Genomic DNA, 25,780 nt, shown 5'->3' with positions numbered 1-25,780 from the left:
TAATTTGGGGAATTCCGTTCGTCCTGGTGGGCCTCTACTTTATTTTCGGCCGTTTCATCGCAAAGAAAAAACGGAAAATCGCCACCGCCTACGGACTCACCGACAGCCGGGCCATCGTTTGCACAGGCAACAGGTCAGTTGCTGATACTCCCGTCAGGGCCATGCCAACCAAGGTGGACAGGTCTAAGGACGGCCAACATGTGAGTGTGACTTTCGGATACCAGGGCGGCGCCATGGGCATGTTCGGCATGTATCAGAACACGGGGTTAGACTTCTTCAGCCTTGGCATGGGACAGAACGTAGCCTTTTTTGACGTCCCAGACGCCCACGGTTTGCTGACCGCTTTAGACCAGGTCCAGGCCGGATGAGGTGCAGCCGATCCATCCAGCTAGAGCATGCGGCCGGGCCCGTCGTCCCGGCAGAGGCTCCCCTCCCCATACCCGCTGTCTCCACACCTCTGTGCCTCGAAACACTAGGGTTTCGAGACGTGTGTGTGTGCATTTGTGAATAGGAGTATCGAGCGAAAGGGAGCTTTGTGCATAGGAGTACCGGCCAGCTACTGGTCACAAGCCGTCTGCACAAACCCTGAGATTCAGGGGAAGTTTGTGCAGCCAGCTTCTGAAAACGACAAAGGGATGGTGGGTGCCGCCGTCGGCGACTGTGGTCATCCCCGCAGGATCCCTCAGCGGCAGCCCCCATGTGCCTGAGAAGGCTCCGGCTTGGTGCGGTGACGTGTGCAGCTAGCTTGGGTGGCAGGCTGAATAGGTGTGTCATCCCTGCTGAAGGAATGTCGACCACGGCGGGCGGTGCGCCGGCCGTGCATGGCGTGGACCATGGGGAACGTGTCCAATTTGAAAAGTAAGCATACTTGCTATTAGGTTGGTGTCAGCTTCTCCGCCTGTCCCCCATCCGGCGGAGTGGTTGCCAGGAAGGCCCCGCTTTACGACTCGTGCTGCGGGGCTTTTCGCTATCCATATGTGGGCAGCAAATGCAGGAACCGGAACGGCAGAGGGAGTGTGCAGTGGCTCAGGGCGATATCGAGACGTACTACGAAGATGGCCAGTGGAAGAACAAGCGCGAAGGCACCGGCCGCGCGTTCGGTGCCGGCTACAGCACCAAGGATGAAGCGGCAACTGCGGGCCGGGAAGCGGCCCAGGCCGACAAGGTGGAACACGTGATCAGGAACCAGGATGGCCAGATCGGGTCCAAGAACAGCTACGGCAACGATCCCAGGAACGTCCCGGGCTGACGCAACACGGGGCTCCGGCTCCCCCGTTAACCCGGAAAGGAGCTGGCACGCGCCGGCTCCTTTCGGGTTTCTCTGCAAGAAATCTATGGTCAGTCTAGCCGAAGTGATGGCCAGCCTCATTGCTGGAGCGCGGCTCCTTCTCTCTGTTCCTGTTGCTGGCGCAGGACGGCGGTCCGCCGCTGGTGAGTGGTTGCTGTGGTTCGCCCTGGGCGGCGGACCGCCCGACTTCCGGAAGGTTCCTGGCCTGCCTGCGGTGATTGGGCTGGGGCCCTGTGCCGGACGGGGTTCGGGATCCGCCGCCCGGCACAGGAGCCGTGGTCTATCCGGCCGTCTCAGCCTTTTGGCCGCTGTCGATGATGATCTGTTCAGTCTCCGATGCGGTATATCCCCATGCGACCAGCTGGTTCAGGTAGTCCCGGTGGGTTTGGCTGGGTGAGCGCCACGAGTCCTTTTGGATGGTCTTTTCATACCCGGCGCAGATCAGTGCAATCAGTGCGAACTCCGGCCGTGTGGTGGTCTTGGTGACGTGGTCCCTGAGCGGGTTCCACGCCCACTGGTTGGATTCTTCGAACTTCACTCCAGCCATCTCGGCGGCCACTTTTCCGTCATAGCCGCTGGCGGTTTCGGAGTGGTGGGTGATGGCGTGGAGGGTGAAGTACTGCCAGCCCTTGGGGGCCTGCTTCTTTGCCAGGAGGTTCTTGACCCATTCGCGGCGGACGGTGGTAGCTGACTGCATCAGCTTGTTGTTCTCGATCAGGGTCTTCCGTTCGGCCTTCTGCTTGTCGGTCATCGGGCCTTTGGGTGCTGATGAGGTGCCGTAGCCGCTGTAGTAGCGGAGCGTGAAGCCCAGTTCTTTCCAGCCGGTGACGACGGCGACGGCGGAGTGCTCGCCCCGGTAGTCCGTTTCGATGTAGACGGCGTTTCCGTCCTCGTCCGTGGCCGGTTCCCCGTCTGCCCTTTTCAGGGACGTGACCCGCAGAGTTTCGCTGTCCTCCCCGTACCCGCATTCCGGGACGACAATCGTTCCGGCCGCTTCCAGCTCTGCGGTAAGGGCGGCCAGCGCGGCGGCGCGGTCGCGCTTGTCGCGCAGCTGCTGGGTGACGTGCAGGAGCATGTCGGGTTCGTCCATGATGACCGACTCGAGTTCGGCGGTGGCTTCCTCGTCTGACTCAAACTCAGCGAGAATAAGGGCTTCTTCGATGGTGTAGCCCTTGCCCAGGGCGGCGGCTCCGGTCTCGGTGGACTTGGCTTTGAGGGCGGACTCGACGGTGGTCTTGGTGCGTCCGGTCTTCTTGGCGATCGCGGCGGCCGGGACGCCGATCAGGGACAGCTGGTGGTAAGCGTCGGCTTCGTCCGCTTCGGTCAGTTCGGCGCGCTGGATGTTCTCCACGACCTGCGTGACGATGCGTTCGGCTTCCTCGGGTGAGTCGATGATCATTACCGGGATCAGGGGCCGTCCGGCTTCGACGGCGGCGCGGGTGCGGCGCTGGCCCATCAGGACGTGCACGGTGCCGTCGTCCTTGCGGTGGGCGATCACGGGTTCCATTACGCCGTGTTCCTTGATGCTGGCGATGAAATCGGCGGTCAGGGCAGCGTCCTTCCGGACGTTGATATCGACGGTCAGGGTTGCCGGGTCGAGCATTTCGAGCGTGGGTGCTGCGTTCATGGTTTTTTGTCCTTGCAGAGACGTGGGGGTGTCGGGCGGCTCAGGTGACCGGCCAGCTCCCCTCTCCCCCCGACGCTTCTATGTCTGTCAAGCGGTGGAAACGGGGTGCAGGCTGACCAACCCGATTGCCCCTCCCCTCGTCGTTGTTTGCCGGTGGTGGGGCGGCTTAGGTGACCGGCCAGCTTCCCCTCTCCCCCGTTGTTTTGGCTGCTGGCGAAGCTTGCGTAGCTGTGCCCGATGGAAGCCTGTCTACCCTTGGGCAAGGGCCGGAAAATCTTAGGAGGATCCGAGCTAGCGAGGATCCTGGGTTCAAGAATTTCCGGCACGTAGGCCCCGACTTTGGAGGGGCTATACAGGCTGGAACGGGCACGTACAATCCCTTGGGACAGCAGCCAAAAACAGGAAAAGCGCTTCTACAGCCCGAGCGCAGCGAGGACCGATTCCGGCGCGCTCCGACGCGCCGTCTAGCTTCCTAAGACAGGGCAGCAGCGGGTTGTCTAGTTGTGGCCAGCGCCGTCGGTGAGGTGCCGGTAGATGGTCCCGCGCGAAACCCCTAAAGTCTCCGCAATCTGCTGGACGGTGTAGACCTTTTGGTCATACATCGCCCGCGCCTGCGCCGCCTTCGTCGGGGTCATCTTGATCCGGCCGCCGCCCTTGCGACCACGGGCACGCGCAGCGGCCAGTCCGTCCTGGGTTCGCTCCACGATGAGGTCATGCTCGAACTCTGCAATCGCCGCGAGGATATGGAAGAACAGCCGTCCGCCGGGTGTCGTTGTATCGATGCCCTGGGAAATGGCCTTCAGCCCAACGTCGTGGTCTTGGAGCCACTCTGCGAGGTCTTTGAGGTTCCGGACGGATCGTCCGAGCCGGTCGAGCTTGGTCACCACGAGAGTGTCCCCTGGCCCGAGGTAGTCCAACGCAGCATCGAGCGAAGTCCGTCTGGCCAATACGCCGGAGGCGTGATCAGTAAACACCCTGTCGCAGCCGGCGGCTTCGAGGGCGTCTGTCTGGCCGTCCGCGCTCTGGTCCCGTCTGGAAACCCGGGCATATCCAACCGAGGCCACGGCGCCAATGTACCGCCAACGCACCCGGCAGAACATAGCTCTCGGGCACGGCCCATGGAACACAACAGCCCGCCGCACGACACCGTCCTGGCCTTGTGTAGTGAACGGCCGTCTGTTGGACATCGCAAAGTGTCCGGAACGGCGACGGGAATACGGACGCATCCATCGCCGCAAACATCATCAGAGCACAGTGGCTCGTCCCGTTTGAGGAAGCGGTTTCGATACTTGCGGGGGACCCGCGGCAGTGGCCCCTCCATCGAACCAGCCGGGCGAAGTCGGTGAATTCAAGCGTTCCCTGGGTGATGTACCTCCTGTGCTCCTATTCCGGGTAAGAGCCTGCCCCGGCCGCGTGGGATCAGGCCGGCCCCGCGGTGGCGTAAAGGGTGTTGAGTTGCCGGTAGAGGGTTCGGGCCAGGTAGCGCTTGAGGGATCTGCGGATTTCTCGATAGGTGCGGCCTTCCTGGGTGCGTTTCTCGACGTAGGCCCGTGTTTCGGGATCGTGGTTCATGCGGGTCATCGTGATGGTGTGTAGAGCCCGGTTCAGTCGTCTGTCGCCGCCGCGGTTGAGCCGGTTTCTGCTGGTGTTACCGCTGGATGCCGGGATCGGATTTACCCCGGCTAAGGAGGCGAAGGCAGATTCGCTCCGGACCCTGCCTGGGTGAGACCAGGCCGCGAGGATGACTGCGGCCGTGACGGCTCCGACGCCCACGATCTGCAGGATCGGCGCGGCGGGGCTTTGCTGGATCAGCTCCGCCATGCGCTTCTGGTTTGTTGCCAGCTGCGCGGTCACCTCATTGATCCGCCGAGCGAGGCGTACGGCCTCATCACGAGCGATCGCTGCTTCCAGAGGTTCCTGGCGTTCCCGCCATCGGGTGATCGTGGTGATCTGATTTATGGTCAAGGGTTTACGGGCGTCGATGCCGAGATCGCAGGCGCGCAGTAGCGCGGTAAGGGCGTTCACGTTCACTGTCCGCTCTCGAGTCAGCTGGTCGCGGGCAGCGGCCAGGATCCTGAGCGCAGCACGCACGCCTTCGTCCTGCCGCGGCACCCGCAGCTGGGACGCGTCCAAACCCAGAACAGCGGTGGCGATGGCAGCAGCATCCAGGGGGTCGGACTTGCCGATCCCCCGACGCTGCCGAGCATTCATGCGGGGCGCTTCGGCGACGTCATACCCAGCATCGGCCACCGAGCGGGCTAGCCGAGCTCCATAGGTGCCGATGCCCTCAATTACGCACAAACTGGCCATGTCGCCGCCGGTACGGCGTCCTACCCAAGCCAAGGCCCGCGAGATTCCGGCCCCCGTGGTTGGGAACTGCTCGCACGCGACCTGTCGCCTGGTGTCAGCCTCGATGATGGCGTAGGTATGGGTTCGGGCGTGGCAGTCCACACCGATGACAAACGGGTGGATCTGCGCAACGGTAGTCAATGCGGCGACCTTCCTTCCTTTCGAACGGACAAGACTGGTCGCATCACGACCGGCACTGGACCTGGGAGGAGGTCACTTCGAGGCAATACTGTGATGAGCCACAACAGCGAGGTTGGGCAAGCTTCTAATCAAGCCACCGACGTGGGTCAGGTCAACGCCGGCCGTTCCACCCGGATCGGACAAGTCGGGGGAAATGCACCCTCAAGGGGCCAATTGTTTTTCGAGTCACGAACCAGGCAGCACGACCGGCATCAACACTGCCAGCTGATCCCAGACCAGCCTGTTAAGACTCACAGTTGTTTTGGCTGCTGGCGAAGCTTGCGGAGCTGTGCCCGTGGAGTCCCGTCTACCCGTGAGGGCAAGACACGGAAAATCTTCGGAGGAAATCAGCGACGAAGGAGCGCCGGAGAAGACTTTTCCGGGGCGAAGGCCCCGGGAGGAACGACAGGGGCTAGAGGGGCCGGAACGGGCACGTACAATCCGAAGGACAGCAGCCAAAAACGTCGTAGACAAGACAGGGCCAGGGGGTCCGGAGCCCTGCGACGGCGCCCCCTGGACACCACAGCCGGCCGCGCCAGCGGACGCCCGAATGGGTGCGAGCCCTGCGAGCACGCACCTTCCCTGCCCCGCGAGTGTGGCATGCTCGAAGGCGTAAGCAGCAGGATGTTTACCCAGGGCAGAGGGTCGCATTCCCACCGGTTGCGGCCCTCTGCTTTGCCCTGAACCGTCCTTGGAGCGTTGATACGGTGGTGTCTCGCCGGTCTCCGCGGGAGCAAGGCAAGACATTGCTCCCGGCGGGACACTATTGGAGGGGAAATCCTATGGGCCTGTGGAACTGGTTCGGCCGGCGCAAGCCGGCGGATACTGGTGACGCCGCCCGCGTAGTGGCCGATAAGTCCGAGGAACAGGAGCCGTTGACTCCTGAGCAGGCGGCAGACCTGAAAGCGGCGTGGGCCGAACTCACCGAAGCGGCGAAAGAATCAGCTGCCACCGGTTTTCACGCCTGCTCACGGGGCGGCAAGCCCTGGCAGGAAGATCCAGCAGCTATTCGGACCATGGCGGCCATCCTCCGCCGCGTCAGCGCGGAGGACGCTGCCACGGAGGGTCCTCCGGCCAAGTAGGGTCAGCACGGACGTTAATGCTGGCGTCTCTCCTTTAGGCTGGGCCCATGGCCGAGTCCCTTCCGCCGGCACTGCACCCACCGGCCGCGGTTGCCCTGGCGAAACTCGTCAAGGCCTTCCCTAGCCCCAACGCGCTGCCCGGCGGCCTATGGGCGGAACCCAAATGGGACGGTTACCGGGCGGCAGCGTTTGTTGACGCTGATCAGGTGACGCTCTGGTCCAGGCAGCGCAAGAGCCTCACGAAAATCCTGCCGGATCTGGCCGGGGCCCTCGCAGAGCAGGTGCCGCCCGGGGTTGTCCTGGACGGCGAAGCCGTCATCTGGAACCGGGACCGGCTGGATTTCGATGCACTGCAGCAGCGCATGGTCACTTCCAGGGCCGCCCTGCCGGCCCTGATCAAAGAGCTGCCCGCCTCTTTCGTGGCCTTCGATGTGCTGGCCGTCGCCGGGCAGGACACCCGGGGCGTGCCGTTCACCGGGCGCCGGCAGCTGCTCGAGGAACTTGCTCGGGACTGGGCCGCGCCATTGAACCTCTCCCCCGCCACCAGGGACATGGAACTGGCGAAGACCTGGCTGCGGGATCTGCCCGCGACAGGAATCGAGGGTCTCGTGTTCAAGGGCGGCGCACAGCCCTACGAGGCCGCCAGGATCTGGTTGAAGCTGAAACACCATGATGTCCTGGACGTCGTGTGCGCTGCCGTGATCGGGCCTGTGGGCCAGCCGCAGGCCATCATCGCCGGCCTGCCGGTGGGCGGCGAGCTGACGATTGTCGGCCGGTCCACGGTACTCTCCACGAAAGTAGGGCGTGAACTGGGCCGGCACCTCCACCCGGCCGGCCCCGGGCATCCCTGGCCCGAAGAGATCAGCGAGTCCTCGCTGAACAGATTCAGCAAGGACAAAGGCCCCGTGCGGCTGACCCTGGTCGAACCGGTCGTGGTCGAGGTCTCCGCGGACGTCGCCTGGTCCGGCACGTCCTTCCGCCACCCGGTCAGCTACCGGCGTCCCAGACCGGAGCTGGATCCATCAGAGGTCAGGGTTCCCCCGAAGCTGGACTACAGGCACCGCTGACGACGGCGGCGCGGCGTCCGTGGTGGCGGCCGGAGGATTTGCAGGTACTAAACAGAACGTGAAGGGGGCAGACAGTGGATGGCCCGATCAGTAGGGTGACGGCATGGATGAGACGCCGCGATTCCATTCAGCGCGATGGTGGCCTTGGGCCGTCGCGATCCTCCTTCTGATCATTGTGAACATGACGTTGCTGGCGTATAAAAGCGGCGAGTGCGTTGGCTCCACAATCGAGTCCGCCGCTACGAGCGCGTGTACTAGCGGCCCCGCGCTCAGTATGGATGGCACGTGGATTTTTACGTCGGTGAGCGTGGCCGCCGTTGTCTACTTCGCGCTGCGCCTCGCGCGTGTAGTTAGAGCCCGGAGGACCTAACCGGACAAGGTAACGAAGGCGCTGAAATAGCCCGGGCCCACACTCCAGCTTTGAGCTGTGCTGAGGGCTCATGACCACAATGGGCTTAACCCGTTCCGGTATCTGGCGTGCAATCCGTTCTTTGTCGTACCCCTCCCCCAGAATGATCAGCGGCGGCTCAGAAGGCCGCTTTTTACTGGCGTGTCTATTCGAATATATGTTCTAAGGTTGTGTTATGGGACCGGAGCAAGCCAGCGCTTTGCAGTCGCGGTACGCCCGCCGGGCCGGCCCGATGGGGCTGACGGTGGAGGAGCTCGATTTCGAGCACTTCCCGGTCAAGAACGGCTTCCCCGGGATTCCGGTGAAGGCGTGGATCCGGTTCCCGAACTGCGCCGAGCTGGTGGACGGCGAGGTGTTCGCGTGGACCGCCAAGGCAGCGGAAGTGACGTGGCAGGACGGCCCGGTGACGTACCGGACGTGGGTGTGGAGTTCGGCGGTAACCCGCCGCGAAGAAATGATGAACAGAAACTTGGGAGAGCGGACCAACCGTGACAGCAACACTGAATGAAACAACCCTGGACGCCCCCGTGGATGTCCGGTTCACCGCCACCGGCATTCCCCTGGCCGTCCGCTACGACGGGCGTGTGTGGGCCGTGGCAGCGGAACCGGTGCACTGGTTCGACCGGGACTCGTGGTGGGCGACCCGGCGCAGCGCACCGGTCGGGGTCGGGAACGTCGTGGACATCGAACACTGGCGCGTGCAGGTACGCCTCGGGTCCTCAACATCGGCGCTGCGGACCTTCGAGCTGCGCCGCGACCCGCTCTCGGAGCAGTGGCTGCTGGAATCCATTACCGATGCCGGCTGATCTGTATCGCTCGCCCATCCCGCCGCAACTCTGGGAGGCGGTCCGGGATGAGTTCGGCCTCCCCACGCTGGGCCAGGTCCGGGAGCGGCTCGAAGCCGGGTTCCCGGATCCTGAACCTGCGTTGCGCCAGCTCGTCCGCGTTTTCATCGGAGACGGAACGTTCTGTCCCGGGTTCCAGTTCACCCACAGCGGCCAGCTCCACCCGACGGTGACAGGCCTGTTCCGGCACGCCATGGAACTACGGATCCCACACAACTACTTCACTGTCTGGATGATCACCCCTGCTCGGGACCTGCACAGCATACGGCCGGTCAATTTCCTCCACCGGACAGAGGAGTTGCACCACACATTAGAGGGCTTCGCCGAACAACTCCCTGGAACCCGGCCGCCCAAATAGGATCGTTCGGTGGAAATCACCGGAACTATCCAGATGCCGACGGCAGCACAGTGCACATCGCCGCCCAGTGCATGCCTACGAAGACGCCACGGCAACAGTGGGTAGCCTCGGCCTGTTCTACTCGGACCCGTGTGTCCAGGAGCCCCTGGCCGAAACCTATCCCGCCATGGCTGAAGCCCGCACCCTGTTGAGAGCCTCGGCCAGCAGATCGACATCCGCATCTGGGAAGAGGCTCTCCGGCCCGGCAGGGGCCGCGTCGCTGTAGGGAGATTCATACAACGCGCCGATGTCCACGACTCCGTTCTCGGTGAGTTGCTGGACGATCATGTCAACGAAGTGCAGCTGGTTGGCGTTGAGGGTCTTGTCCCCCACGAACTCGGACAAGGAATCCAAAGCAGCCTGCCGGTCCATCCCCACCAGGGACCTGACAAACAGCCCCAACCCCTCGGCTTGTGTGGTGGCGGCTTCAAGTTCCTCGGTTGAACCCGCGCCACTCTCGATCAGCATGCGCTGAAGTTCATCCAGATCCGTTTCGGTCAGGGGCAGTCCGCGGCGGAGGCGATGGATGGCCATGTGGTCCAGGAATCCCTGTAGGTACATCCGGGCCTTCTCACGGTACCGGGACAGATCTACCGATCCGGTTAAGGTTCCCTTCAGCTCACCTTCTACGATTTCACCAAGGGTGTCTTCGAAGTTCATGTAGACCACTTTGCGGCGCTTCTTTTCGATCAGGTGTGCAAGCCCCCTGAGCCGGACCCGGATCAATTCGAGCCACTGCGGTGACACCTGCCCCCATTCCTCTCCCTCCAGAATCGACTGGATCAGGGCCAGTTGGGCGGCAATGGCTGGGATGTTTGGCTGGTCCTGTAGGGCGGACGCAATCTCGACAATTTTCTTGCGGTATGGCTCAACGGCGGCCGCGGAAGTGAGTGCAGCCAGCTGCGCCTGGTACATAAGCAGGTCGAAGCGTTTGGCTTCCTCCGTGTCGGGCGCGGAAGCCAGCGTCGCCAAGGGGGCGAGTTTGCTCTGCAGGTCCGTCAGATCCTGCGTGCCAAGTGCGGCCCACGACTCCGTTTTGGCGAACTTCTCCACCCATTGCAACTGGGGTCGCACCAGGAAGTTCTCGCGGGGTAGCCCCGCGACTTGCCCCACCAGGCCGGATTCAAGTGCCGGCAGGTAGTCTCCGTCGAGCCCGGCGGTGCGGGCTTCGGCCAGTAGCTGTGTTCGGACGGCGAAGCTGCGGTGCGCCAAGGACTGGCCTAGGGAGCCTTCTGAACCGGGCAGCTCGGCGTTGAAGTATTCAACGTCCTGGCAGACGTCGAAGATGAAGAAGTCCTGTTTGTCTTCACCAGGGCCGTACAGCTCCGGCCTAAGTCGGGTGCCGCGGCCGACCATCTGCCAGAACTTTGTCTTGGAGCGCACCACCTTGAAGAAGAGCAGGTTGACCACTTCGGGCACGTCGATTCCGGTATCGAGCATGTCCACGGACACGGCGATGTGTGGACTGTCCTCGGTGCGGGCGAAGGCGTCGATCAGGGTGGAGGCGTAGTTGACGCTGTGGGTGACGATCTTGGCGAAAGTTCCCCCATATTGCGGGTAATTGATGTTGAATCGTTCGGCGATGAATTCTGCATGCTTTTGGTTCTTGGCGAAGATGATCGTCTTTCCAAGACGGTCCCCCCGGCGACCTTGTGCCCGCGTGTCATCAGCACCTCGAGGGCCTTGTCCACTGTGTTGGCGTTGAACAGCCAGGTGTTGAGGATGGCCGGATCCACGGCGTCGGGGATCTCCCCGTCCTCATCCCATTCAGCAGAGTCCCACTCCTCCTTTTCCTCGTCCGAGAGTTCCTCGTAGCGGATCCCTTCGACTGGGAACTTCAGCGGAATCGACACGGTCCGGGGCGGTACGAGGTAGCCGTCAGAGATGGCCTGCGTCAGCTCGTAAGCGAACGTGGGGACGTGGTCCTCGATGTCGAAAAGGGAGTAGGTGTTGCGGTCCACTTCGGACTGCGGGGTGGCGGTCAGACCCACCAGATACGCATCAAAGTACTCAAAGATGGCCCGATACTTCTGATACACGGAACGGTGGGCCTCATCGATGATGATCAGGTCGTAGTGTCCTATCCCGAACCGTTGTTTCAGGACCGTGCCGTCATCGGTCCGTTCGTTGATGAGGTTCATCATCGTGGGATAGGTGGCGATGTGGATGCGGCTGTCCGCCTGCACATCGCGGCCGAGCACCACCGGAGACGATCCGGGGAGATTGGTTTTAAAGGCACGGGCGGCCTGGTCCACCAGGGCGACGCGGTCGGCCAGGAACAGTACGCGTTTGACCCAGTTCGCCTGCATCAGAAGGCTGGAGAGTGCGACGACGGTCCGTGTTTTGCCCGAGCCGGTCGCCATCACGAGCAGCGCCTTGCGTTCCTTGTCGTTTTCCAAGGCGTCGGTCACGGCCCGGATGGCCGCCTGCTGGTAACTGCGGCCTGCGATGTCAGTGTTGATGGGCGCCGTGGCCAGGGGTTTCCGAGTCGTGCGGCGGTCCACCATAAGCTGAAGCTGGTCCCGGCTGTGGAAGCCTTGGACCGGCCGGGGTGAATAGCCAGAGGCGTCGTCCCAGATCCAGTGCTCGTAGCCGTTGCTGTAGTAAATAACGGGGCGCTGGCCTTTCTCTTTTTCCAGTGCGTCAGCATAGAGCTTCGCCTGTTGCTGCCCCTCGTAGGGTGACTTGGCCGACCGCTTGGCTTCGACGACGGCAAGTGGCTTGCCGTCCGATCCCCACAGAACGTAGTCCACGAACCCGGTCCCGGTGGTGGGGCCGGCGTGGGTGGGCATGTGGTGGACTTCGAATTCTCGGTCCTCGGCCTTGTCCAGTGTCCAGCCTGCTTCGCCCAGGTACAGGTCTATGTAGACCCGGGTTTCTGCTTCGGAGTAGTCGTGACTGTCCGGGAACTTCTTGTTCTCTTCCTTCGCTCGGGCGATCTCCGCACGCAGCGCTGTGAGCTGGGATTGCAGTTGCTCATTGTCCTGCTTCTGGGCCGTCAGCGCCGCGTCCTTGGTAGCCAGTTCTTCTGCGAGTTTCGCTGTTTGGTCAGCAGTACGCGGTTTCGCCGAGGGGGCAGGAACGCCTGCTCGTGGCTGCGGGCTGAGAAATTCACTCTTAAAGACGGCTGCGGGGTTCGGGCGGTTGGCGGGATCGCGGGTGTAGCGGAGCGCCAGCCAGATGCAGACATGGAAGAGCTCCCGAACAGTCTGCTCAGAATGCTGGACCGTGATGGCAGCGTTGGTGTGGATGGCGCTGTTCGCTACCTTGCGGATGAGGTGGAACTTGCTCACGATCGTTTCGCCTGCGAGCCGTTTGAACGTCGGTTCCGACATGAGGGCGTTGAGGTCGCTCTTGTACGGCAACGCCAGCGAGGCGTCAGCATCGTAGAGCCAGGCCAGCAGCGTTTCCATAGTCCGCCGGGCGTAGAGCAGCGAAGACCGCGGGTCCTTCCTCGCATAGAGCTCGGCCAGTCGCGCCTCTTTGGCAATTTCTGGCCATTCCGCTTGCAGTGCAGAGAAATTGCTGTTTACATCCCCCAATGCCACTCCCTCGTTGCTTCTCTACGTGGAGCCTAGTTGATGTCGCCCGCCGCTTGCCTACCAACATCAATTTCGGTTCAGGCTGCTGCTACCGCCAAATAGGGCAGTCTGGCGGTGCCTACTCGAAGAAGTCCTCGTCGAGCTCGACGATGTCGTAACTCTGCTTCACCTGGACTCCGACCCGATACTTGATCATCAGCCCGACAAGTCGCGCCCCATCAATAAGAATGACGCGCGAAGGGACTGCCCTTGCGTAGTCCGCCGCGCCAGATGTGAAAGCGCTTGTGGTGATGAAGACACCGCGCGAGGCGCCGACGCCATGAAGGGCGCCGACAAAGGCTTGAATAGCCTCACGGCCCACAGTATTTCCGTTGGCATAGCGTTTGGCCTGGACATAGATGCGGTCCAGGCCTAGGGCGTCCTGGTCGATTACCCCATCGACGCCGCCGTCATTGCTGCCGCCGATGCGTTTCCCACGCTGCTCGGCTCCGCCGTAGCCCATCTTGAGGAGTAGATCGACAACTGCTTGCTCGAAGAAGTCGGGGTGACTCTCCCGGAGACGCGTGAGGAGCGCATCGCCGACGTCGGATTGGATGCGGTTGATCCCGGATTCGATTTGCTCGATCGGGTCAATATCCTCCACGAGAGTCTCCTCGGCTGAGGAGAGCACAGGTTTCCGGCCATCCGACTGCGGCCAGAAGGGCGCAAACACCGTCCTTGCCGTGGAGAAGTCGCCGATCCCTTCCGGATGTTTGGCGAACCATTCCCGCCCCGCCGCGGTGATGCGGTAATTGGCCCGGACCGGCCGCTCGATCCATCCGGCCTTCAGGAGATTGCTGATGGCCCAGCCGAGCCGTTGCTCGGATCTAAGGCCGCCGGTGTTCAGTGTTTCGGCACGTGCTGCCTCCGATAGTCCCGCAGAGTCAATAGCGCGGCTAACAATGTCACGGCGGTGCAGCGTTTCCCCGGCGGAAAGTGCTCGGAGCACGTGGGACACAAAGAGCGGCCAAATCGGCACCTCCGACTCGGGGGTGGATGACAAGACCTCACTCATTAGAGTTTCCCATTGAAGGCGCGGTGCTGGAGCGACGCGAAGAGGCCATCGAGTTCGGCCAGTTGCGCGCCATAGTAAGCCCTGAGTCGCCCGAGGGTCGCAATGCGCTTAGCGAATTCGGCCTGATCCTCATGGTTGGGCACAAGAATCTGGATATTGGCAAGCGCCCTCGCGTTTAGTTTCTTGGTTCCATGTGCAGCCGTATCGACAAGCGTCAGGATACGGCCGGCTTGCACTCGCAAGCATGCTGCCAAGAAGTCAGGATCGATAGTTTCTCTCGGTATTACGGCCTTCATGTCCTGATTCACCGTGGATTCGACCCGAAGTACTGAGACCGGGAACGTGTGCGCCAAAATCATTCCTCGAACGACAAAGGCAACTGTGTTCTTAGGGAGCCGCTTCAATGACGATCTGACCGGTACGTGCTGGTCAATGTGGTCGGCGGAATCAAATAGATCGTCCCGCTTCATGTCTTTGGGGCTGAACCAAGGCAAGCTCCCAATCCAGTTCCGAGAGGATCGGCTTTGGACGGGGTGCCCCCACTGTAGAGATGGCCTACCTCTGTCAGAGGCTTGCATGGAAGCCCCCGCGGATTGCTGTCGGGGTCGCCGAACATGTCGTGGAAGATAGCAGGCGCCATGTCGTCGAGGTGTGTGAGGGCCTGAAGACGTTTTGTGCGGAGCTCGTCGGCCTTGTCCAGGATGGCAGCAATCCGACGCTGCTCATCCAAGGGCGGGACAGCAATGACGAGCTCAGCAATGTCAGTTCGGTTGACCTGAAGGAAAGTGGCCCCTCTAGCCTTGCCCCTAAGGGTCCGTTTGGAGGCGGAAAGCCAGTGCCAAAGATATTTAGAATCTATAGATGGCTTGGCACGGAGGGCTGCCACCCCACGCCCCGGCAGTAAGTCTGGTCTGCCCATACCTTGTCTCCAATCGAAGCTCTAATACTGAGCACGATGTCGCCGGGTTGTGAGAGCTTGGTTGGCTTGTCCGTAAACTTCTTCGGTGCCAAAATCCCGCCAGAGAAATCACCTGCCCCAGCGATGAGGGGAACACCGTTCTCTGAAGTGTTGTAGGTGTCTCCGGCCGGCGCCTGCCCCATGATGATGTCACATACCCTGGCCAGCGGGACGTGCTGAATTACTCCCGTCTCTGCCCGCGAGGGGCTCCCCGACAGCTGAAGTTTCATCGTCATTTGAGGAGTTCTTTCAGCTCGGTTATTCCCAGAGCGATTTCCTGCTCAAGCTTTTCCAAGTCGGCGATGACGTCGGTCGGTTCCTTGTGGTCGATCTCATCGTGCTCAACTTCCTTGTACCTGTTCAGCGAGAGGTCGTAGCCGTTAGCGGCGATCTCAGCCTTGGGGACGAGGAAGGACTGGTCGGTGCGTACCCGGTCGACCTCCGTCGTCGTCCGCTGCTGCCAGCGTTCCAAAACGTCTTCGAGGTCTGATGTTTCCAGCGGGGTGCGTTTGTCGTCGAGGCTGAAGCCGTCCGCTGTCACTTCGTAGAACCACACGCTGTCTGTGCCACCGGAGTTCGTCTTGGTAAAGAACAGGATCGCCGTCGAGACCCCCGCGTAGGGTTTGAAGACGCCGGAGGGGAGCTTAACCACGCCATCGAGCTTGTGGTCCTCGACAAGCATTTTCCGCAATGCTTTATGCGCCGTGGACGAGCCGAACATCACACCGTCGGGCACGATGACCGCGGCACGCCCTCCGGGTTTGAGCAGCCTCAGGAACAGGGCCAGAAAGAGCAACTCGGTCTTTTTGGTCTTGACTAGGGAGAGCAAATCCTTAGCTACGTTCTCATAGTCCAAGCTGCCGGCGAACGGCGGATTTGCGAGGATGACGTCGTACTTTTCCTCCTCCGTCCTGTGCAGGTCGGCCAGAGAGTCCCGGTAGGTGATGTCCGGGTTCTCCACCCCGTGCAGGAGCAGGTTCATGGATGCGATGCGCAGCATGGTGCTGTCGAAGTCGTACCCATGAAACTGACTGTGGTGGAAGAACCGGCTCAGCTCCGGGGTGGTCAGCAGGTTCGGGTTCTGCCGACGGAGATACTCGCCCGCCTGGACCAGGAACCCCGCGGTGCCGGCAGCCGGGTCGCAGATTGCCTCCATCGGCTGGGGCGTCGTCATCTTCACCATCAAGTCAATAATGTGGCGGGGCGTGCGGAACTGGCCGTTGGTTCCGGCCGAGGCGATCTTACCGAGCATGTATTCGTAGACGTCACCCTTTGTATCGCGTTCATCCATGGGGATCTTATCGATAATGTCGACAACTTTTTCCAGCAGCCCGGCGTTGGGAATGGTAAAGCGGGCGTCCTTCATGTGCTGAGCGTAGGAGGACTCCTCACCACTGGCGAGCTGGACCAGCCCGGTACGCAGGAACGGAAAGATGTGCTCGGCGAAAACGGTGTACATCTCGTCGCCGGGGAAGTTCTTGAACCTGCTCCAGCGGAAGTCTTGGTAGGAGCGGCCCTTGTCATCTACGCCCGTGGGGAAGACCGGATTTTCGACCGGTGTACCGGTGCGGTTGGCCTTGTTCTCGGCTCGGCTCTGGTTCTCGTCGAGGCGCTTCAGGAAGAGCAGATAGGTGATCTGTTCGATCACTTCCAGGGGATTGGAGATGCCGCCAGTCCAGAACGCGTTCCAGACCTTGTCTACCTGAGATTTGATTTCGCCTGTTATCACCGGCTCATCTTATTTGAGAGTCCGAGTTACAGGCGTTCCACGGCCTGTCTCCGACAGGTGGGAGCGTCTTGATGGTCGATAGTGTCCTTGTTCGAAGCGTCCTGCAGTGACTCCCTTGAAAGCGCGAGCGGCGTGCATCCGACTTTGTTCACACCTGCCTGCACAACGGGTATTTTGCATTGAAGCCATGTGGGTAGACCCTCGATGGCAACGACGTAAGCTCATGTCAAAGGGGTTCCGATTGCCACCCAAGGCGACGCCGGGGCAGTGCTCGGGCCGGCCGGTGTCAGTTGCCTGATGTCAGGATCTGCCCGACATAGTCTTTGGCCGGCTGCGAATTCTTGTGGAGCTCCTTGCCTAGAGCAGCAGATACCCACTCCGATCCCTTCACTGCGATATCACTATCAAAACCTTCCATCTCGCCGACAGGCACGATGTGTAGCCGGAGATCACGCAAAAGAGCAATTAATCGCTTTGCCGCAATCGTTGGCGGTCCCTTCGGCACCAGCTGCAAGCCATACTTCTTGACGTCATCCCACCTATTTTCACTTTTCACCGCGTTGTCGACAGTGCGGCGAAGACGATCCATGTCGTCCGTCCATTCTTCGCCCAAGGCCTCAGCGATAGCCTTCACATCCTTGCGCTCCCGGAGGACGTCAAAATCCACAAAGGCGTGGGTCTCAACCCCGAGCTTTATCAAGGCCTTTGCGAGTGCTGGAATGCCGTGCTTGCCTGCGGCGGGCACCAATAGCAGGTCATCCACCTGAGACCGCTGCTGAGTCTCCTCCGCCAGCACGTCAAGTGCCGCCCCATAGAAACGGCAATCCGCGTCGGCCTCGCATATAACCACCCGGCGGTGGAATAGTCCTTGGAGAACGTTTGAGTACCGCAAGACTGGGTCCGCCCACGTAGCACTCACCTCTTCCGGCCGCAGCTCGTGAAAGTAGTTCTTAGTCTTACCGGCGCGGACGATTCGGACGAACCTGACGCTGTCCTCATTTCCATCCAGCAGACCAAGAACGAAGTCACGATCGTGAGTCGAGACCACTACTTGGATGTCCCGTTTCTTCGCCTGAATGCTCAGCCATCGTCCGAGTGCTCGTGCCTGTCCTGGGTGAAGAAACGCTTCTGGCTCATCAATGAGGAGGATCTGCGCACGACCGACCATCACGGTCATAGCGAGCCCGATAAAACTGCGTACACCATCCCCTTGATCCGCGAGAGACGGCAAGGCTGCTACTGCTTCGGCATAGGCTCGAGTGGGATGGCTGAGAAGGGGAATTTCAACGTCTTCCACCTTGCCTACCCTTAAACGGACGTCCATGTTGGCACGATCCAACGTCAGGCGCTCCTCGAACGCTTCGTAAGCGAGATTGGAGAGTTCTTCTTCCAAGTCACCGTCTATAAACATCTGATGCAGCGGAGTAGTTGGACTTGAACCATGCGGATGACCAAGTGTCATCATCGCTTGGCTACTGAGCGTCCCCGCGGTCCAGTGCTGAAAGAAGAAGGGGGCAGTTCCACCGAGGGCAGCACCGCCGTGAGTCAGTAGGCTCGAAAGATGCGGTGCTGACAAGACATTTCCACTGTTTCCTAGAGGAATGTACTGCCTAGGCGACGCCCCATGCATCGGCTGTTCTATAGCTGTGTTCCTCAGAAATGTCTCGGCCTGGTTTTCATCGACCAGGTCGGGCTTATCAAGGACGAGTTCCGTCACGACTACTGAGGTCGATTCCGAACTCACTATAAGAGCGGCAATGTCGCTCAGCGTCTGGGATTTACCTGCATTGTTGCCGCCAACCAGACAGGTGACGCCGCAGGGCGAAAATTCAACTTTATCGCCCGAGTTGGAGATGATGTTGGCGAGGCGAACATTGATGGTCATGAAGAGTAGCCTATTGGACCTAACTGACACAGCTCCCTTCCTTAGCCCCAACGGGTGGACCGGAAAGGAAAGCTATGCCAAAAATGTCCTCTGCCATGAACGCACAGGTCTGCTTTCCTAGCCGTCGCTTTGGCTAAGTGCCCGAGTCAGTGATGAGATGCTGACGCTGAGCCTTTGAGCTGTCTCCTTCAGGGTATGACCCTCACTGCGTAGCTGTCGGGCAGTTTCAAGTTTGCCCGCGGTCATGCTGCGTGGTCTTCCACCCAGACGGCCACGCGCTTTCGCCGCGGCCAGGCCAGCCTTTGTCCGTTCGGACAACCTGGAACGCTCGTACTCGGCAAGAGAAGCGAACATGTCAAAGATGAGCTTTCCGTGCGCACTGGTGGTATCAAGCCACGGCTCAGCCAGGGAACGGAAGCCTATCCCTCGCTGCCCCAGCACAGTCACGATGTCAGCCAAGTCCGCCGTGCTGCGCCCTAGCCTGGTGAGGTCAGCAACCGCCAGGACATTGCCCGGCTGGAGGTAGTCAAGACATTCTTTCCACCGCGCCCGGGTCTGCGTCGCCCCGGATGCGTACTCCTGAAAAACACGGACCGCCCCCGCCGACACCAACGCATCAACCTGAGAATCCAAAGATTGCCCTCGCGTGCTGACCCTCGCATAGCCGATCACATTGCCCGATGTCGACATGTCAAAAACCCTCCGCCCAATGTTTTGACCGGCCTTCTTTTCGAAAACCAGTTCTGACCAACGCTATTGCAACATTCCGGTCGTTTTAGGGGTGCACGCGTGGATTGGTCAGAAACGGTCATTTTTGAACAGTCTCTGGTTGGCCAGTTCCATTCATAAGTCTCCGCTCCGAGTCGTGCCGTATGGAGTCGGTGCCACCAACCGCACCCACCGTAGAGGACGTCCCTGAACCTCGAACCGGATTGCTGATCAAATGTTTGCCGCTAAGGGTTGGGGCTGGTGGGAGCGAGGCCATACGCATCGTCCCTGCCCAAGTGCGCCTTTCAGCTCTGTGCAACGCTTTGTCCGCCCTATAAGGTGCCTTGTACGAGCACATTAAAGAGGTTTGGGAGTTCCCTGTGGGTGCAGACCGCAACAAGTTAAAGGTGACTCTCTCGGAGGTCAATGCCCCAATTCTCTTTGAACTCGGCAGCCTTATACCGGGCGCCGGGACCACCATTGAGAAAATCCTGAGAGCAGCGGCTAAGTCGAACGGATTAGCCGCTACCGGCAACGGGAGTATCTCCAACAACGCGCTCATCTTCATATCGGACAATGTAGTTTCCTGGCTGTTAGGCAACCGCGTAATTCTGAATATTCCACTGAACCAAGTCACTGCCATGTACAGCGGCGCAGCGTACCTTGGCGGCTACTACTTCACGCTTGAGTACGGGGGCACGCGCACCGATATGTGCGCAATCTACGGAGGATCCGCATTCAGGGACAATCTCGGAGCACAGATCCGCGCGGCCGGGGGAACTGTTTACTAGGGTGACACCCTTCCGCGTTACCAACTTTGGTTTCCCCGCCAAGGACTTCCCACCATTTCGGACCATTGCAAAGTTCACGTTCCAGCTCGTGGACCAGCAATCCGCGTTCCCTGCACGCTTGGACGGTTGCCTCTGCATGACGGCTGGACATGGGAAATAGCACTTCGTGCGCCAAAGTCTGCCGTCAAACGGTCGTTTATGCCGTGCCTTACGCTGCACGCGCCACGAGCGATCAAACCCCAGCCAGAACGCTGTCGGATTCCGAAGTCGTCTGCGCTGAGTGCCGAAGCCGCATGCACCACCCCTGCAGCATGTATCCGACGCTGCAGACCAGAGAATCAAGCCAATCTACGGCAGCATTAGCCCTGCGCCGGGAATAGCGTTGAGCAGGGCCTGGGTATAGGCGTGCCGTGGCGCTTCAAAAATCGAGTTGGTGGGGCCCGCCTCTACGATTTTTCCTTTCTCCATCACGCAAACATAGTGCGCGATCTGGCGCACTACCGCTAGGTCATGGGCGATGAAGACGTACGTCAGTCCTAGCGTCGACTGGAGGTCGCTGAGGAGGCTGAGAACCTGAGCCTGCACCAGTACGTCGAGAGCCGACACGGCCTCATCGCAGATTATGAGCTCAGGATTTAAAGCCAACGCTCTGGCGATTGCCACACGCTGCCGTTGCCCACCCGAGAGCTCGTTCGGGTACCGCTGCATGCTCGATTGGGGCAGGTGCACTTGATCCAGGAGTTCCCGTACCCTCGTCTTGCGGCCTGATCTGTCGCTGATCCGGTGAGTTTTGAGAGGTTCTTCGATGGTCCGGTAGATGTTGTACATGGGGTCGAGGGAACTGTAAGGGTCCTGAAAGATGGGCTGGATGCGGCGTCGGAGATGGAAGGCTTTCCGGGGATTAAGCGTGGAGGTGTCCACCCCATCGAAGACGATCCGTCCCGACGTGGGCATCAGGAGGCTCAGGACCATTCTTGCAACTGTGGTTTTACCGGAACCAGACTCGCCGACGATCGCCGTCGTTGTTCCACGCTTGACGTTGAAGGAAACGTTCTCCACGGCTGTGAATTCGTTTGAACGCCCTATCCCCGAGCGGAGCTTAAACGCCTTTGTGAGATTTTCAACCTTCAAAAGTTCTTCCGCAGCACTTTGTTTCCGGGGACGCCTTGGTCCGGGGCGGGCATCTTCTGGGAATGCGGGCCGAACCGGCTTTTGGATACGGCGGGCATGCAGCGCGGGCGCCGAGGCTACTAGTCTCTGGGTGTACTGGTGCCCAGGGTTGCTTAGCAACTCCAGTGAGGGGCCGGACTCGACTACCTGCCCACGGTACAGAACGACTATTTTTTTCGCCCGCTCAGCGGCCAAGACCAGATCATGAGTTATGAGCAGGGTGCCTGTGCCGAGCTCTGAAGTCATTGCCTCTAGGTGGTCCAGGACCTGCCGCTGGACTGTGACATCCAGCGCGGATGTTGGTTCGTCGGCGATCAGAAGCCTTGGCCGGCAGGAGAGTCCGATCGCAATGAGTACGCGTTGCCGCATTCCGCCTGAAAGCTCGTGTGGATACTGAGTGGCACGGCGTGCCGAATCCTTAAGCCCTGCCTCCGCAAGGATCCTTTCGACGTCAGAGCGCCCTGCCGGCTTGCCATTGGCCTGGAGCGCTTCGCTCACTTGGTAGCCGATCTTCCAGACGGGATTGAGGTTGACCATCGGGTCCTGCGGGATCATGCCGACGATTTTGCCGCGAAGTTTGGTCATGCGCCGGTTGGAGGCATGCGAGATGTCTTCAGTGTTGAGCAGTATTCGTCCGCCGACTACGCGTGCGTTGTCAGGTAAAAGGCCGATAACTGCAAGAGCTATCGTGGATTTGCCGGAACCCGATTCTCCCACCATGGCCACGGTTTCGCCGGGCATGATGTTCAGGTGTGCGCCTCTCACCGCTTCGATGTCGCCGCGTGATGTCTGGAAGGTGACCCTGAGATCCCTTATCTCCAGCAGCGGCTCTTCCGCTTCGGAACCCGCTTCCGCCGGGGTTGCATGCGGTGGTTTCATCGCTTCCTCGAACGGGGATGGCTCTTGGGATCGAAGGCATCGCGGAGTGCGTCCGCGAGCATAACGAAGCTAAGCACCGTCACTGACAGTGCAATGGCCGGATATATCAAAATCATGGGGTCGGTGCGGACTGACTGTTGGGCCGCGGCGATGTCCTGCCCCCATGACATGACCGATTGGGGTAGCCCGATTCCCAGGAAGGACAGGGTAGCCTCCGTCACAATAAACGTGCCCAGTTCCAAGGGCACCAAGACAACAACCGGTCCCGTGCAATTGGGCAACACGTGACGGACCAACGTGATGAACTTTGAGACGCCTAGGGATTTCGCCGCGTTCACGAATTCGGCGTTACTGACTTCCAGAACTGCGCCACGGGTGATGCGGGCCATCTGAGGCCATCCTAGGAGGGAGATGACAAGCACTACAGTCCAGACGCTCTTGTTGTCCCGGACGGGCGGAAGCTGTGCGATGACCAATGCGCCAAGGATCAGAGGGAGAGCGAAAAAGATGTCGCCCAGGCGTGCGAGGACGGCGTCAATCCAGCCTCCGTAATAGCCCGATAGGGCGCCGAAGATCAGGCCGATGATTAGTACGCCAGAAACGGACAGCAGCCCGACGGCTACTGACGCCTGTGTCCCATGGATGATGCGTGAGTAGACATCGCATCCCTGAAAAGTGAAGCCAAGAGGATGGCCGGAAGCGGGTGGTCCAGCCGAGTTGGCCAACTGGCAGTTTTCGTTCGGCGGTGTCTGGGTGAAGAGCCCGGGGAAAAGCGCCACCGTGATGATCATGAGGATCATCACGGAGGAGACGATGAACAGGGGCCGGCACCTGAGCTCCCGCCATGCATCCGCCCATAGACCCCCGGGCCCCACCGCCGCATAGAGAGGATCGGCGGGTAATAGAGGGGTTTGCTCTCCGGGTGCAACAAAATGTTCAGCGTCATGGTCACTTTTCATATCGGATCCTAGGGTCAAGCCATGCATACAGGAGGTCCACAACAAGGTTGGCCACGACGAATACGAGCACGAGAACGCTCACGATGATCACCACAGTTGGTCCTTCGCCGCGTAGAACGGCTTGGTACAGCTTGTTGCCCACGCCGGGCACGTTGAAGATGCCCTCGATGACGACAGCCCCTCCCATGAGGGTGCCCAGGTTCGCGCCGAGGTACGTGACGACCGGAATCATCGAATTGCGGAGTATGTGCGCTGTGACGAGTCGTGCACTGGAGAGTCCCTTTGCTGAGGCGGTGCGGACGTACTCGGCGTTCTTGCCCTCTATGACTGCGGCCCGGGTGAGCCTTAGGACGTAGGCGAAGGATGCCAGTCCCAGCACTGTGGCGGGCAGGATGAGGTCTACCCAACCCGGGCTGGGGACAACCGTAGGTTTGGCCCAACCCAGACGGATGCCAAAAACGAGCTGGATAACGAAACCGAGAACGAATGTCGGTATCGCGATGACGATCAGGGAGCCCAGCAGGACCGTTGAGTCGAAGACCTTGCCTTGGCGAAGGCCTGCGATCAGACCGAAGGTAACGCCGAAGAGTGCCTGAATGATGAGGGCCTCTACCGCGAGCATAGCGGTCACCGGAAATATCCGGGCCAGAGTCGCTGCGATCGGTTGTTGCGTGAAGTCGTTTCCAAGATTCAGGGTGAGGAGGTTCACGAGGAACGCGCCGTATTGGACCCAGAACGGCTCGTCCAAGCGGTACTGGCCGCGTAGGTCATCTATGACGCTTTGTGGGGGTTGCTTGTCTCCGAATAGGGCAGCAATCGGATCCCCCGGCAGCACGAAAACCATGTAAAAGACAAGGAACGTCGTTCCTATTAGGACGGGAATCGCTTGAAGCATACGCCGGAGTATGTAACGGATCACTGAGACGCGCTGCTTCCTAAGGACGCGGCGCGGATTTACGTTTGTCTTTCCCCCACAGCCAAATCGGGGGCGACGCGCCAGTCGGACCACCACAGCCGCGGGTTGTGATTCTGGCTCTATTTGGCGGCGACGTCGTGATAAAGAATGGCTCCGTTCCATCCGGTCTCAGCGGAAACGACGTTGTTGCTCCACACGATAGGCCGGTTCGTGTACCACAGTGGCAATCCGGGGAGTTCCTTGAATAGGACTTCTTGGGCCTTGTTGAACTTCGCATTCGCCTCACTCGTCTCTCGGGATCTGAGACCTTCCTGGAGCAGCCGGTCAAACTCCGGATGCGAAAACTTCTCGTAGTTGGCGGGCCCGTCAGTTGCCCAGGTCGGGCCGAGGAAGTTGTACAGCGACGGGTAATCCCCGTTCCAGCCAGTGCGCGTCAAACCAGGGAGGGACTGTGCCTTGCGCTGGTCCAAGAGTTCCGCGAACTTGGCAAAAGGCTGGGTTTCAGCGGGGATACCGAGGTTGTTTTTGAATCCGTTAGCCACTGCGTCAACCCATTCCTTATTGCCGCCGTCCGTGTTCGAGGCAATCTGCAGCGGCTTGGACGTCTGATATGGCTTGATCTTGTCCGCCTGCGCCCAGAGGTCCCGGGCCCTGTCCGGATCGAAGTTCAATACCTCGTTGCCCGGGATCTCTTCTGTGTAGCCATCAAGAACCGGCGCGGTGAACTCCTTGGCCGGGGTGCAGGTGCCGTTGAAGATTATCCTGCAGATTTCTTCGCGGTTGATGGCGTGGGAAAGGGCCTGACGACGTAGCCTGCCCGCTTCGCCCTGAAAGTTCGGGTTGTACCCGGGAATGATAAGTGTCGCGTTTAGCGCCACGGGCTTTGCCACGTAGCGGCCCTGGAAGTCGACTTTGTATGTCCTGAGCGCGTTTGCCGGGAGTGTGTCGATGAGGTCCAGGTTGTCGGACTGGAGATCGATGTAGGCGGGACCCGGGTCTGTGTAGAACTTGAAGGTCACACCGCCGTTCTTGGCTTTGCGTGGTCCCTCATATGCGTCGTTCCTGAGGAGAGAGATGGACTGATCGTGGATCCAGGAACCTTCCTTGGCAAACTTGTACGGCCCGTTGCCAACGGGGTTCTCGCCGTAGGTCTTGGGGTCACGTAGGGCCTCCGACGGCAGGGGGAAGAACGCCGAGTAGCCCAGTCGAAGTGACCAGTCGGCTTCGGGTTGGGACAGCCTCACTGAGAACGTGTAGTCATCCTTGAGCACTAAACCGGACATTGTCTGCGCTGTGGGGGCCGGGGTCGTCGTGGTGTTCCCGCCCGAGCCGGTGGTCGTCCGAACCGCGCTCACGGCGTCATAGCCGTCAATGGACTCGAAAAAAGAGCCGTTGTTTTGGTAATTGGTGCTCAGCGCCGCGAAGTTCCAGGAATCCACAAATGTCTTGGCAGTGATTTCCTCACCGTTGGTGAACTTGCCGCCCCGCTTGACCTTGATGACCCAGTTCTGAGCGTCCGCTGTCTCGATGGATTCAGCCAGCGCATTAATGGGTTTACCGTTCGCGTCGTATGTCCGGAGTCCTTCAAAAAGCAGTTCAAGGACGCGGCCGCCATAATCCTCGTTGGTGTCCGCGGGCAGCAGTGGGTTCTGGGGCTCATTGCTGTATGCGGTGATGATCTTGCTTGGGCCGCCCCCGGCCCGATCAGTGGAAGCCGTGTCGGCAGAAGGGCTGCATGCAGTTAGGGCGAGTGCGGCGAGGGCCACCATGCACAGGCCTCTTTGGGTCCGCCTCAAGGGCATTTCCCCTCCTGGTCGCTGGAGTGAGACAGGGGAAGTGGGTTGGGCCGCCGTTGCCTTCTGTACGTTTGTTTCGGCCCTGTTGTGTGATTTCATGTGTGCCGCTTGTGGTGCAAATAATGGATCTCGCGTGAAGATAAATCAAG

The 25,780-nt window shown here is 60.4% G+C and carries 23 protein-coding genes; 8 read left to right on the top strand and 15 right to left on the bottom strand.

The features are described from left to right. Window positions 1–368, top strand: a 368-nt coding sequence (locus AC5RWD_RS16065; RefSeq protein WP_494020966.1) for a hypothetical protein, incomplete at its 5' end; no start/stop codon positions are given. A 653-nt stretch (window positions 369–1,021) separates the two neighbouring features. Continuing rightward, complete coding sequence (locus tag AC5RWD_RS16060; protein WP_494020965.1) at window positions 1,022–1,249, top strand: DUF2188 domain-containing protein; 228 nt, start codon at window positions 1,022–1,024, stop codon at window positions 1,247–1,249. Between the two features lie 319 nt (window positions 1,250–1,568). On the opposite strand, the gene AC5RWD_RS16055 is transcribed toward AC5RWD_RS16060, so the two are convergent. The 3 genes from AC5RWD_RS16055 to AC5RWD_RS16045 form a co-directional block, all read right to left on the bottom strand. Continuing rightward, on the bottom strand, window positions 1,569–2,915 hold the full coding sequence (locus AC5RWD_RS16055) for a ParB/RepB/Spo0J family partition protein (RefSeq protein WP_494020964.1): 1,347 nt from the start codon (window positions 2,913–2,915) through the stop codon (window positions 1,569–1,571). A gap of 497 nt (window positions 2,916–3,412) precedes the next feature. After that, entirely contained in the window at window positions 3,413–3,979 is a 567-nt protein-coding gene (locus AC5RWD_RS16050; protein WP_494020963.1) for a recombinase family protein, read from the bottom strand. A gap of 355 nt (window positions 3,980–4,334) precedes the next feature. Then, window positions 4,335–5,405, bottom strand: a complete 1,071-nt coding sequence (locus AC5RWD_RS16045) for an IS110 family RNA-guided transposase (protein ID WP_494020962.1) — start codon at window positions 5,403–5,405, stop codon at window positions 4,335–4,337. 821 nt (window positions 5,406–6,226) lie between these two features. Between AC5RWD_RS16045 and AC5RWD_RS16040 the strand changes: the two genes are divergently transcribed. The 5 genes from AC5RWD_RS16040 (at window position 6,227) to AC5RWD_RS16020 (ending at window position 9,205) form a co-directional block, all read left to right on the top strand. Beyond that, window positions 6,227–6,526, top strand: coding sequence for a hypothetical protein (locus AC5RWD_RS16040; RefSeq protein ID WP_494020961.1), 300 nt, complete (start codon window positions 6,227–6,229; stop codon window positions 6,524–6,526). Window positions 6,527–6,573: 47 nt separating this feature from the next. Beyond that, a complete protein-coding gene (locus AC5RWD_RS16035) occupies window positions 6,574–7,593 on the top strand; it encodes an ATP-dependent DNA ligase (RefSeq protein ID WP_494020960.1) in 1,020 nt (339 codons plus the stop codon). Window positions 7,594–8,177: 584 nt separating this feature from the next. Beyond that, on the top strand, window positions 8,178–8,510 hold the full coding sequence (locus AC5RWD_RS16030) for a hypothetical protein (RefSeq protein WP_494020959.1): 333 nt from the start codon (window positions 8,178–8,180) through the stop codon (window positions 8,508–8,510). After that, entirely contained in the window at window positions 8,491–8,808 is a 318-nt protein-coding gene (locus AC5RWD_RS16025) for a hypothetical protein (protein ID WP_494020958.1), read from the top strand. Before AC5RWD_RS16030 ends, AC5RWD_RS16025 begins: the two co-directional genes overlap by 20 nt. Then, window positions 8,798–9,205 carry a hypothetical protein gene (locus AC5RWD_RS16020; RefSeq protein ID WP_494020957.1) on the top strand — a complete coding sequence of 136 codons (408 nt, stop codon included), beginning with the start codon at window positions 8,798–8,800 and terminating at the stop codon, window positions 9,203–9,205. The genes AC5RWD_RS16025 and AC5RWD_RS16020 overlap by 11 nt, the downstream gene beginning before the upstream one ends. A 156-nt stretch (window positions 9,206–9,361) precedes the next feature. Here the strand turns inward: AC5RWD_RS16020 and AC5RWD_RS16015 are convergent, their stop codons facing one another. From AC5RWD_RS16015 to AC5RWD_RS15980, 8 genes are all read right to left on the bottom strand, one after another. Next, a complete protein-coding gene (locus AC5RWD_RS16015; RefSeq protein ID WP_494020969.1) occupies window positions 9,362–10,828 on the bottom strand; it encodes a type I restriction-modification enzyme R subunit C-terminal domain-containing protein in 1,467 nt (488 codons plus the stop codon). Beyond that, window positions 10,738–12,657, bottom strand: a complete 1,920-nt coding sequence (locus AC5RWD_RS16010) for a DEAD/DEAH box helicase family protein (protein ID WP_494020956.1) — start codon at window positions 12,655–12,657, stop codon at window positions 10,738–10,740. The genes AC5RWD_RS16015 and AC5RWD_RS16010 overlap by 91 nt, the downstream gene beginning before the upstream one ends. 247 nt (window positions 12,658–12,904) lie before the next feature. Continuing rightward, window positions 12,905–13,840 carry a restriction endonuclease gene (locus AC5RWD_RS16005; protein ID WP_494020955.1) on the bottom strand — a complete coding sequence of 312 codons (936 nt, stop codon included), beginning with the start codon at window positions 13,838–13,840 and terminating at the stop codon, window positions 12,905–12,907. After that, entirely contained in the window at window positions 13,840–14,418 is a 579-nt protein-coding gene (locus tag AC5RWD_RS16000) for a restriction endonuclease subunit S (protein ID WP_494020954.1), read from the bottom strand. The genes AC5RWD_RS16005 and AC5RWD_RS16000 overlap by 1 nt, the downstream gene beginning before the upstream one ends. Then, the gene (locus AC5RWD_RS15995; protein WP_494020953.1) at window positions 14,307–14,759 is read right to left on the bottom strand and encodes a restriction endonuclease subunit S; all 453 of its coding nucleotides are present in this window, start codon (window positions 14,757–14,759) and stop codon (window positions 14,307–14,309) included. Before AC5RWD_RS15995 ends, AC5RWD_RS16000 begins: the two co-directional genes overlap by 112 nt. Window positions 14,760–15,030: 271 nt before the next feature. Next, complete coding sequence (locus AC5RWD_RS15990; RefSeq protein ID WP_494020952.1) at window positions 15,031–16,527, bottom strand: type I restriction-modification system subunit M; 1,497 nt, start codon at window positions 16,525–16,527, stop codon at window positions 15,031–15,033. Window positions 16,528–16,813: 286 nt separating this feature from the next. After that, window positions 16,814–18,412, bottom strand: a complete 1,599-nt coding sequence (locus AC5RWD_RS15985) for an ATP-dependent nuclease (RefSeq protein WP_494020951.1) — start codon at window positions 18,410–18,412, stop codon at window positions 16,814–16,816. Between the two features lie 117 nt (window positions 18,413–18,529). Beyond that, window positions 18,530–19,102, bottom strand: coding sequence for a recombinase family protein (locus tag AC5RWD_RS15980; protein WP_494020950.1), 573 nt, complete (start codon window positions 19,100–19,102; stop codon window positions 18,530–18,532). Window positions 19,103–19,464: 362 nt separating this feature from the next. Here AC5RWD_RS15980 and AC5RWD_RS15975 point away from each other — a divergent pair, with 362 nt between their 5' ends. Beyond that, window positions 19,465–19,911: a hypothetical protein gene (locus tag AC5RWD_RS15975; RefSeq protein ID WP_494020949.1), complete on the top strand. Its 447-nt coding sequence runs from the start codon at window positions 19,465–19,467 to the stop codon at window positions 19,909–19,911. Window positions 19,912–20,259: 348 nt separating this feature from the next. On the opposite strand, the gene AC5RWD_RS15970 is transcribed toward AC5RWD_RS15975, so the two are convergent. The 4 genes from AC5RWD_RS15970 to AC5RWD_RS15955 all read right to left on the bottom strand — a co-directional run bounded on the left by AC5RWD_RS15970 (window position 20,260) and on the right by AC5RWD_RS15955 (window position 25,637). Then, a complete protein-coding gene (locus AC5RWD_RS15970) occupies window positions 20,260–21,960 on the bottom strand; it encodes a dipeptide ABC transporter ATP-binding protein (protein WP_494020948.1) in 1,701 nt (566 codons plus the stop codon). Next, on the bottom strand, window positions 21,957–22,919 hold the full coding sequence (locus tag AC5RWD_RS15965) for an ABC transporter permease (protein ID WP_494020947.1): 963 nt from the start codon (window positions 22,917–22,919) through the stop codon (window positions 21,957–21,959). Before AC5RWD_RS15965 ends, AC5RWD_RS15970 begins: the two co-directional genes overlap by 4 nt. Further along, window positions 22,909–23,838 carry an ABC transporter permease gene (locus AC5RWD_RS15960; protein ID WP_494020946.1) on the bottom strand — a complete coding sequence of 310 codons (930 nt, stop codon included), beginning with the start codon at window positions 23,836–23,838 and terminating at the stop codon, window positions 22,909–22,911. The genes AC5RWD_RS15965 and AC5RWD_RS15960 overlap by 11 nt, the downstream gene beginning before the upstream one ends. Before the next feature lie 116 nt (window positions 23,839–23,954). Then, on the bottom strand, window positions 23,955–25,637 hold the full coding sequence (locus AC5RWD_RS15955) for a peptide ABC transporter substrate-binding protein (protein ID WP_494020945.1): 1,683 nt from the start codon (window positions 25,635–25,637) through the stop codon (window positions 23,955–23,957). Window positions 25,638–25,780 lie beyond the last annotated feature (143 nt).

This window comes from Arthrobacter sp. CMU6 (assembly GCF_059090205.1).
The sequence above is the reverse complement of the archived record's forward strand: the minus strand, read 5'-3'. Positions and strand labels throughout refer to the sequence as shown.

Bases quoted from the DNA above. Each gene is read 5' to 3' on its own strand.
- AC5RWD_RS15985 (WP_494020951.1), bottom strand. From the start codon at position 18,412: ATGACCATCAATGTTCGCCTCGCCAACATCATCTCCAACTCGGGCGAT.
- AC5RWD_RS15995 (WP_494020953.1), bottom strand. From the start codon at position 14,759: ATGGGCAGACCAGACTTACTGCCGGGGCGTGGGGTGGCAGCCCTCCGT.
- AC5RWD_RS16010 (WP_494020956.1), bottom strand. From the start codon at position 12,657: ATGGAAACGCTGCTGGCCTGGCTCTACGATGCTGACGCCTCGCTGGCG.
- AC5RWD_RS16005 (WP_494020955.1), bottom strand. From the start codon at position 13,840: ATGAGTGAGGTCTTGTCATCCACCCCCGAGTCGGAGGTGCCGATTTGG.
- AC5RWD_RS15970 (WP_494020948.1), bottom strand. From the start codon at position 21,960: ATGAAACCACCGCATGCAACCCCGGCGGAAGCGGGTTCCGAAGCGGAA.
- AC5RWD_RS15955 (WP_494020945.1), bottom strand. From the start codon at position 25,637: ATGCCCTTGAGGCGGACCCAAAGAGGCCTGTGCATGGTGGCCCTCGCC.
- AC5RWD_RS16055 (WP_494020964.1), bottom strand. From the start codon at position 2,915: ATGAACGCAGCACCCACGCTCGAAATGCTCGACCCGGCAACCCTGACC.
- AC5RWD_RS16040 (WP_494020961.1), top strand. From the start codon at position 6,227: ATGGGCCTGTGGAACTGGTTCGGCCGGCGCAAGCCGGCGGATACTGGT.
- AC5RWD_RS15980 (WP_494020950.1), bottom strand. From the start codon at position 19,102: ATGTCGACATCGGGCAATGTGATCGGCTATGCGAGGGTCAGCACGCGA.
- AC5RWD_RS16035 (WP_494020960.1), top strand. From the start codon at position 6,574: ATGGCCGAGTCCCTTCCGCCGGCACTGCACCCACCGGCCGCGGTTGCC.
- AC5RWD_RS16000 (WP_494020954.1), bottom strand. From the start codon at position 14,418: ATGCAAGCCTCTGACAGAGGTAGGCCATCTCTACAGTGGGGGCACCCC.
- AC5RWD_RS16020 (WP_494020957.1), top strand. From the start codon at position 8,798: ATGCCGGCTGATCTGTATCGCTCGCCCATCCCGCCGCAACTCTGGGAG.
- AC5RWD_RS15965 (WP_494020947.1), bottom strand. From the start codon at position 22,919: ATGAAAAGTGACCATGACGCTGAACATTTTGTTGCACCCGGAGAGCAA.
- AC5RWD_RS16030 (WP_494020959.1), top strand. From the start codon at position 8,178: ATGGGACCGGAGCAAGCCAGCGCTTTGCAGTCGCGGTACGCCCGCCGG.